This window comes from Lacticaseibacillus sp. 22 (assembly GCF_055413445.1).
The window spans coordinates 20,948-27,064 of record NZ_JBVAYD010000034.1; the positions used below are offsets into that span (position 1 = coordinate 20,948).

At 46.4% G+C, this 6,117-nt stretch carries 9 protein-coding genes; 1 reads left to right on the forward strand and 8 read right to left on the reverse strand.

Going from position 1 to position 6,117, the window contains the following annotated elements; all coding sequences use genetic code 11:
* Positions 1–9 precede the first annotated feature (9 nt).
* The 6 genes from rpsS to rpsJ are packed head-to-tail and all read right to left on the reverse strand — an operon-like array spanning position 10 to position 3,110.
* Positions 10–291, reverse strand: a complete 282-nt coding sequence (gene rpsS, locus ACWP87_RS12490) for a 30S ribosomal protein S19 (protein WP_003567557.1) — start codon at positions 289–291, stop codon at positions 10–12.
* A gap of 39 nt (positions 292–330) precedes the next feature.
* A complete protein-coding gene (rplB, locus tag ACWP87_RS12495) occupies positions 331–1,167 on the reverse strand; it encodes a 50S ribosomal protein L2 (protein ID WP_005686708.1) in 837 nt (278 codons plus the stop codon).
* 28 nt (positions 1,168–1,195) lie between these two features.
* Positions 1,196–1,498: a 50S ribosomal protein L23 gene (gene rplW, locus ACWP87_RS12500; RefSeq protein ID WP_005686706.1), complete on the reverse strand. Its 303-nt coding sequence runs from the start codon at positions 1,496–1,498 to the stop codon at positions 1,196–1,198.
* A complete protein-coding gene (gene rplD, locus ACWP87_RS12505; protein ID WP_014570125.1) occupies positions 1,498–2,121 on the reverse strand; it encodes a 50S ribosomal protein L4 in 624 nt (207 codons plus the stop codon). The genes rplW and rplD overlap by 1 nt, the downstream gene beginning before the upstream one ends.
* Before the next feature lie 22 nt (positions 2,122–2,143).
* Entirely contained in the window at positions 2,144–2,776 is a 633-nt protein-coding gene (rplC, locus tag ACWP87_RS12510; protein ID WP_005692102.1) for a 50S ribosomal protein L3, read from the reverse strand.
* Positions 2,777–2,801: 25 nt separating this feature from the next.
* On the reverse strand, positions 2,802–3,110 hold the full coding sequence (rpsJ, locus tag ACWP87_RS12515; protein WP_005686699.1) for a 30S ribosomal protein S10: 309 nt from the start codon (positions 3,108–3,110) through the stop codon (positions 2,802–2,804).
* A gap of 330 nt (positions 3,111–3,440) precedes the next feature.
* On the opposite strand from rpsJ, the gene psiE reads away from it, so the two are divergent.
* On the forward strand, positions 3,441–3,878 hold the full coding sequence (psiE, locus tag ACWP87_RS12520; RefSeq protein WP_005686696.1) for a phosphate-starvation-inducible protein PsiE: 438 nt from the start codon (positions 3,441–3,443) through the stop codon (positions 3,876–3,878).
* 171 nt (positions 3,879–4,049) lie between these two features.
* Here the strand turns inward: psiE and ahpC are convergent, their stop codons facing one another.
* On the reverse strand, positions 4,050–4,613 hold the full coding sequence (gene ahpC, locus ACWP87_RS12525; RefSeq protein WP_005686694.1) for an alkyl hydroperoxide reductase subunit C: 564 nt from the start codon (positions 4,611–4,613) through the stop codon (positions 4,050–4,052).
* 229 nt (positions 4,614–4,842) lie between these two features.
* On the reverse strand, positions 4,843–5,874 hold the full coding sequence (locus tag ACWP87_RS12530) for a helix-turn-helix transcriptional regulator (RefSeq protein ID WP_014570126.1): 1,032 nt from the start codon (positions 5,872–5,874) through the stop codon (positions 4,843–4,845).
* Between the last annotated feature and the right edge of the window lie 243 nt (positions 5,875–6,117).

The following is a 6,117-nucleotide window of genomic DNA, read 5'->3' on the forward strand; positions in this document are numbered from 1 at the left end:
TGCTCCTTTCTAGCGTGCTGTTGTCTTCTTGTCATCGGTGTTGTGACCGCGGAAGGTACGCGTAGGAACAAATTCGCCTAACTTGTGACCAACCATGTCTTCACTCACGAAAACCGGGACATGCTTGCGACCATCGTAAACGGCGATGGTGTAGCCAATGAAACTTGGAAAAATAGTAGAACGACGCGACCATGTACGAATAACGGTCTTCTTGTCGTTATCTGCCTGCGCTTCAATCTTCTTCAGGAGATGAGCGTCGGCAAAAGGTCCTTTTTTAAGACTGCGACCCATTGTGTGACCTCCTTTAATCGATGTAACACTTCAATGTGTTTACTTCGTCTTGCGGTGACGAACGATGAATTTCTCGGATTTAGCCTTGTGATCCCGGGTCTTCTTACCCAAGGTCTTCTTGCCCCAAGGTGATAATGGTGACGGACGACCGATTGGTGCTTTACCTTCACCACCACCATGCGGGTGATCGTTAGGGTTCATAACTGACCCACGAACAGTCGGACGGAAGCCCAACCAGCGCTTACGGCCAGCTTTACCAATGCTAATCAATTCGTGTTGTTCGTTACCAACCGCACCGATAGTCGCACGGTTCTCGGCTAATACCAAGCGAACTTCGCCGGAAGCAAGTTTGATGGTAACGTACTTATCATTATCCTTACCCAGTAACTGAGCGGAAACGCCGGCAGAACGTGCTAGTTGTGCGCCTTTGCCAGGTTTGAGTTCAATGTTATGGATGGTGGTACCAGCTGGGATGTTCTTTAACTTCAATGTGTTGCCGACTTTGATGTCAACATCGTCACCGGAGTAAACCTTATCGCCAACCTTAAGTCCCTTTGGTGCCAAGATGTAGGACTTAACCCCATCTTCATAATGCAATAATGCAATGTTAGCGGTCCGATTTGGATCGTATTCGATTGCTTTAACCGTTGCGGCCATATTGTCTTTATTGCGTTTAAAATCGATCACACGATAAAACTGTTTGTGACCACCGCCACGATGACGCACAGTGATGTGTCCGTGAGCATTGCGCCCTGCTGTATGGCTTTGGCTGACCAGCAAAGTCTTTTCAGGCTTTGTCTTGGTGATTTCAGCAAAGTCTGAGCCGGACATGTTGCGCCGGCCATTGCTTGTTGGTTTGTACTTAATAATCGCCACGTGTTTAACCTCCTATAACAAATTTTTGTTACTTGTTATCGTTATCTTCATCAGCGAAGATCTTGATTTCTTTTGAATCGGCGCTCAAGGCAACCAAGGCCTTACGACGACGACGCGTCATGCCTTCGTAACGACCTTGGCGCTTCTTCTTGCCGCGAACGTTTGCAATGTTGACATTAACAACCTTCACGCCGAAGATTTCTTCAACTGCTTTGCGAACTTGGGGCTTTGTTGCATGAATTGCAACTTCGAATGTGTATTTACGGTTGTCCATTTCAGCCATCGATTGCTCGGTGACGATCGGACGTAAAATGATATCGCGTGCTTCCATTATGCAAGCACCTCCTCAATCTTTTGGAGCGCAGATTGGGTTAAGATCAATTTCTTGTAGTTAACAGCGTCCAAGACGTTGATACCCTCTGCAGGAACAACTTTCACATTCGGCAGGTTACGTGCAGCTTTGGCAGCAACATCATTGCCATCTTCAAGCACAACCAGTGCCTTATCGTTGACTTTGATTCCGTCCAAGACATTTAAAAATGCCTTGGTCTTTGGAGCATCAAAGCTCAAGCCATCAACAACGACCAGATCGCCATCGAGAACTTTTTGTGAAAGTACGGATTTAATCGCCAAGCGCCGAACCTTCTTAGGCAGCTTGTAAGCATAGCTGCGTGGTGTCGGGCCAAAGACGATCCCACCGCCGCGCCATTGTGGACTGCGGATTGAACCTTGGCGGGCACGACCGGTACCCTTTTGACGCCAAGGCTTACGACCGCCGCCTGAAACAGCGGAACGGTTTTTAACGGCGTGAGTACCCTGACGAAGGGAAGCGCGTTGCATCACAACTGCGTCAAACACGACGTTTTCATTTGGTTCGACTGCCCAGATTGCATCGTTGAGTTCAACCGTGCCGTTTTCTGAGCCGTCTTGCTTATATAAAGTAACGTTAGCCATTAGTTATTGTCCTCCCTTCGTATTATTTAGCTGCTTTAACAGCAGAACGGATTGTAACAAAGGACTTGTTAGCACCTGGGACATTGCCTTTGATCAACAGGACATTGTGTTCTGTATCGGCGGCAACGACTTGCAGGTTTTGCATGGTGCGGGTATGGTTACCCATCCGGCCAGGAAGCTTCTTACCCTTGAAGACTTTGTTGATGATAGCTCCAAGTGAACCTGGACGACGATGGTAGCGAGAACCGTGTGCCATAGGGCCGCGGGACTGACCATCTTTCTTGATATTACCTTGATAACCATGACCTTTGGAAGTACCGGTGACGTCCACAATGTCGCCTGCTGCGAATTCGTCAGCTTTAACTTCGCTGCCGACTTCATAATCACTAAGCGCTACATCGCGGATTTCGCGAACGAAGCGCTTAGGGGTCGTGTCAGCCTTTTTGGCGTGACCGACGCTTGGCTTATTCGTCAAGACTTCACGCATATCGCCGTAGCCCAACTGAACTGCTTCGTAACCATCAGATTCAACGGTCTTGACTTGCATTACAACGTTGGGTGTTACGTCAATTACAGTAACGGGAACAAGTTCGCCGTTATCGGTGAAGACCTGCGTCATGCCAACTTTTTTGCCTAAGATTCCTTTACGTGCCATGGGTACACCTCCTATTTTCTAAGAATTATAATTTAATTTCGATATCGACGCCGCTTGGCAAATCGAGCTTCATTAAAGCATCAACTGTCTTCGGTGTTGGGTTAACAATATCAATCAGACGTTTGTGCGTCCGCATTTCGAATTGTTCACGTGAATCCTTGTACTTATGTGGGGAACGTAAAACCGTGTAAATTGTACGTTCCGTTGGCAGAGGGATCGGACCTGAAATTGTTGCGCCTGTACGCTTTGCAGTGTCAACGATCTTGTCTGCGGATTGATCGAGAATCCGGTGTTCATAAGCCTTAAGCCGGATCCGAATCTTTTGTTTTGCCATTGTGTGACCTCCTTCGTCTATTATCAGTTAGTAGACTAGCTCCGTGAAAATTACCAACTCGCCACCGTGGCAAAGCGGCCGGGCGTGTCGCAACCTCTCACATCCACGCTACTCTGGTTCATCTCTGGAACCAAGTGCATAGTTATCCCCTTTGAGAAACAGCACTCTTGATAGTATACAAAAACTCCCCCGCCATTACAAGGTTTTCTTTCGATTTGCACAAAAAAGTTTGTGCGCTTGATGCTGAGAAAAGCAAACTTGTTTTACTGATCAGCTGTATGTGCTACATTCAAATTAAATCCAGTATTCGATTTGATTAAGGAGCATGCCATGAAATTCGATCACTATAAAAAGTTTATCAACGTAGCCTTGGATCTTTTGCTCGGTCTGCTCGCTATTGTTGTCGTCATCTTCATGTTACGCTACATTATCGACATTGGGAGTTTAATCCTTCGACCGTTATCGGCTGACCTATTCGGCAAGGTCATTCAGGAAGTCACGAGTTTCTTTATGCTGTTTGAATTTGTCATTATGCTGATTCGCTACATTGAAGAGGGGCACCATATTCCGATTCGTTATCTCATTCTCATTTCGATGACGGCCATTTTACGGCAGCTGTTGGTCTTACACGATCGTGGTACCGAAACCTTGCTTTTGACATTGGCAATTCTCGTTTTAGCAGGCGTTTTGACGGTCTTCTCCTTTGTTAGTGGCGATTTCAAACACTCGCGCGGAGAACAGGATATTGATATCGATCAGCACTTTTGACTGTGGCGATCTTGTTTTGCCTTAGCTACTGATCCAGGCTCTGATGTATTCTTGTTCTTTAGCTCGGGTTATATGACTTCACGCAAAAAGGAATCGCAGCTGACCGTTGCGATTCCTTTTTGCGTGAATATATCCTGACCGGAGCATTCACAATTAGATAATTCCCTTTAATTAAAGTTTGCCAACCAAGTCAGCACCCGGCTTCAAGGTTTTCTCGCCAGGCTGCCAGTTCGCTGGGCAAACCTGATCACCGTGAGCGGCAACAAATTGTGCTGCCTGAAGCGTCCGCAAAATTTCGTCAGCGTTACGACCGATGCCGAAGTTGTTTACGACATAAGCTTGAATCACGCCATCAGGGTCAATAATAAAGGTGCCGCGGAACGCTTGCCCACTCGCTTCATCCCGAACATCCAGCGCCGTTGCCAGTTTACCAGCCGGATCGGCAAGCATCGGATACTGAATTTTCTTGATCGTCGGACTCGTCTCTGCCCATGCCATATGCACAAATTCGGTATCCTCAGAAGCGGAATAGATTTCGGCTCCTGCAGCTTTAAAACGATCGTAGTGATCCTGCAAATCGCCTAGTTCTGTGGGACAAACAAATGAAAAGTCAGCTGGGTAGAAACAGATTACTGCCCACTTACCTTGCAAATCCTTATTTGTCACCGTGTGAAAATCCCCATTTTGATAGGCGGTCAATGAAAAGTCCGGTAAATGCTGTCCAATAAAGCTCATAATATTCCCTCCATTTTTAGAATGATTATTATTTACAACTTAACGGTACCTTTTCATGCCCGCATTTTCAAGCCTAAATTGCCACGAATTACCTGTGACAGTTACACACATAAATCAAAAATGTTGCTGGTTAGCTTGCCTTCTTTCCAAACCGCCGATTAAAAAAACACCATCTGTTTCAATAGACAGTGTGTTTAAAAGTATGCTCTTAAGGCGTTATGTGAACTTCCTAGCGCAAACGGTTCCTTTCTTCATGCCGATAATGTGCCAAACCTTCTTCTAAGCCGCGAATGACATAATCACGAATATACTTTGGCGCAAGCACTTTGACTAACCCTGCCTGTCCTAGCAACCACATACGAATGCCAAAGCCATCATTAACCGGAATGGTGATGTGGTAGAACTTTTGCGCGTAAGGATTCTTGGACGTTGGCTGCTCATCGACTTTTTCATCATGAACGATGGCATCCGGAAAGCGGTCAAGGACAAAACGCGGGTCATAGCCATACAGGATTTCCAGATTAATTGGCTTGCCTAAGTATGGATACCATGTGTGTTTTTGTAACCGGCCGCCGCGAAAACGTGCTTCATAGGCATGTTGCGGTTGACGTCCATGGTAAGTAATATGGCTCATATCATCAAGCCGAAAGCGCACAAACTGACCATTGTCCGGATCATCAGGCTGCTCGTCACTACCATCAATAATGAGATAAAAAAATAAGTCACCAAAATATAATCCAGTTGGTAGGCGCCGATCAAAATGACGGGTTACGCCATGATAAGTATGATCGAAGCTAATGGTCTCATGTTTCAAAATCGCCTGACTCAAACGTGCCAACCGTGCTGTGAGTGCTACTTTTGGTACCCCTTTATACTCGAAGATCGGATTTCGTACCACATCGCTTAGGCTTCGATGCTCCGGCCCTTCAGGCAGCAACTGGTGAAGTAGCATTTTCATCTCGGAAGTTGCCAAGCCCCGACTTGCGGTCAAAATCAGCGTCATTGCTAATAACTGCCCGTCATCTAAGGGACTGTGGCCAGTTGATAGTACAGTTGACTTGAAGCGATAATCACCCGTGGTACTTTCGACAAATACATCCGGCTCGTCCATCACGTCATCGAACATCCGTTTAATGACACTAATATCACGCCGAATGGAAGACTCATCTTTATTAAACTCGTGCATTAAGGTTTGTTTGTTTAATACCTCTCCTCGCATGAGTCGCAGCATAATCGTTACAATTCGTTCCTGGCTTGACACGTTGCGCCACTTCCTAACGTCACCTAATAATAACAGTATCATACGCGTTCAAAAAACGTGCCGTCAATCATCTCAAGAAACCTTCCAAGCTCATGATGTATTGAACAGCCTAGAGATCGGTCGAATTCACATTCACTTTCCATAACGCGTTCGCCGGCGCAGGGATCTGCGTGTAAGGACCTTGGGCGCAATGGTCAAAGACCGACCATCACGGTTAAGGCCACTTATGTTCTAGCTCATGCC

What these genes read in the sequence shown, in the direction of transcription:
- rplW (WP_005686706.1), bottom strand. Translation starts at nt 1,498, where the DNA reads ATGGAAGCACGCGATATCATTTTACGTCCGATCGTCACCGAGCAATCG.
- rplD (WP_014570125.1), bottom strand. Translation starts at nt 2,121, where the DNA reads ATGGCTAACGTTACTTTATATAAGCAAGACGGCTCAGAAAACGGCACG.
- ahpC (WP_005686694.1), bottom strand. Translation starts at nt 4,613, where the DNA reads ATGAGCTTTATTGGACAGCATTTACCGGACTTTTCATTGACCGCCTAT.
- rpsS (WP_003567557.1), bottom strand. Translation starts at nt 291, where the DNA reads ATGGGTCGCAGTCTTAAAAAAGGACCTTTTGCCGACGCTCATCTCCTG.
- psiE (WP_005686696.1), top strand. Translation starts at nt 3,441, where the DNA reads ATGAAATTCGATCACTATAAAAAGTTTATCAACGTAGCCTTGGATCTT.
- rplC (WP_005692102.1), bottom strand. Translation starts at nt 2,776, where the DNA reads ATGGCACGTAAAGGAATCTTAGGCAAAAAAGTTGGCATGACGCAGGTC.
- rpsJ (WP_005686699.1), bottom strand. Translation starts at nt 3,110, where the DNA reads ATGGCAAAACAAAAGATTCGGATCCGGCTTAAGGCTTATGAACACCGG.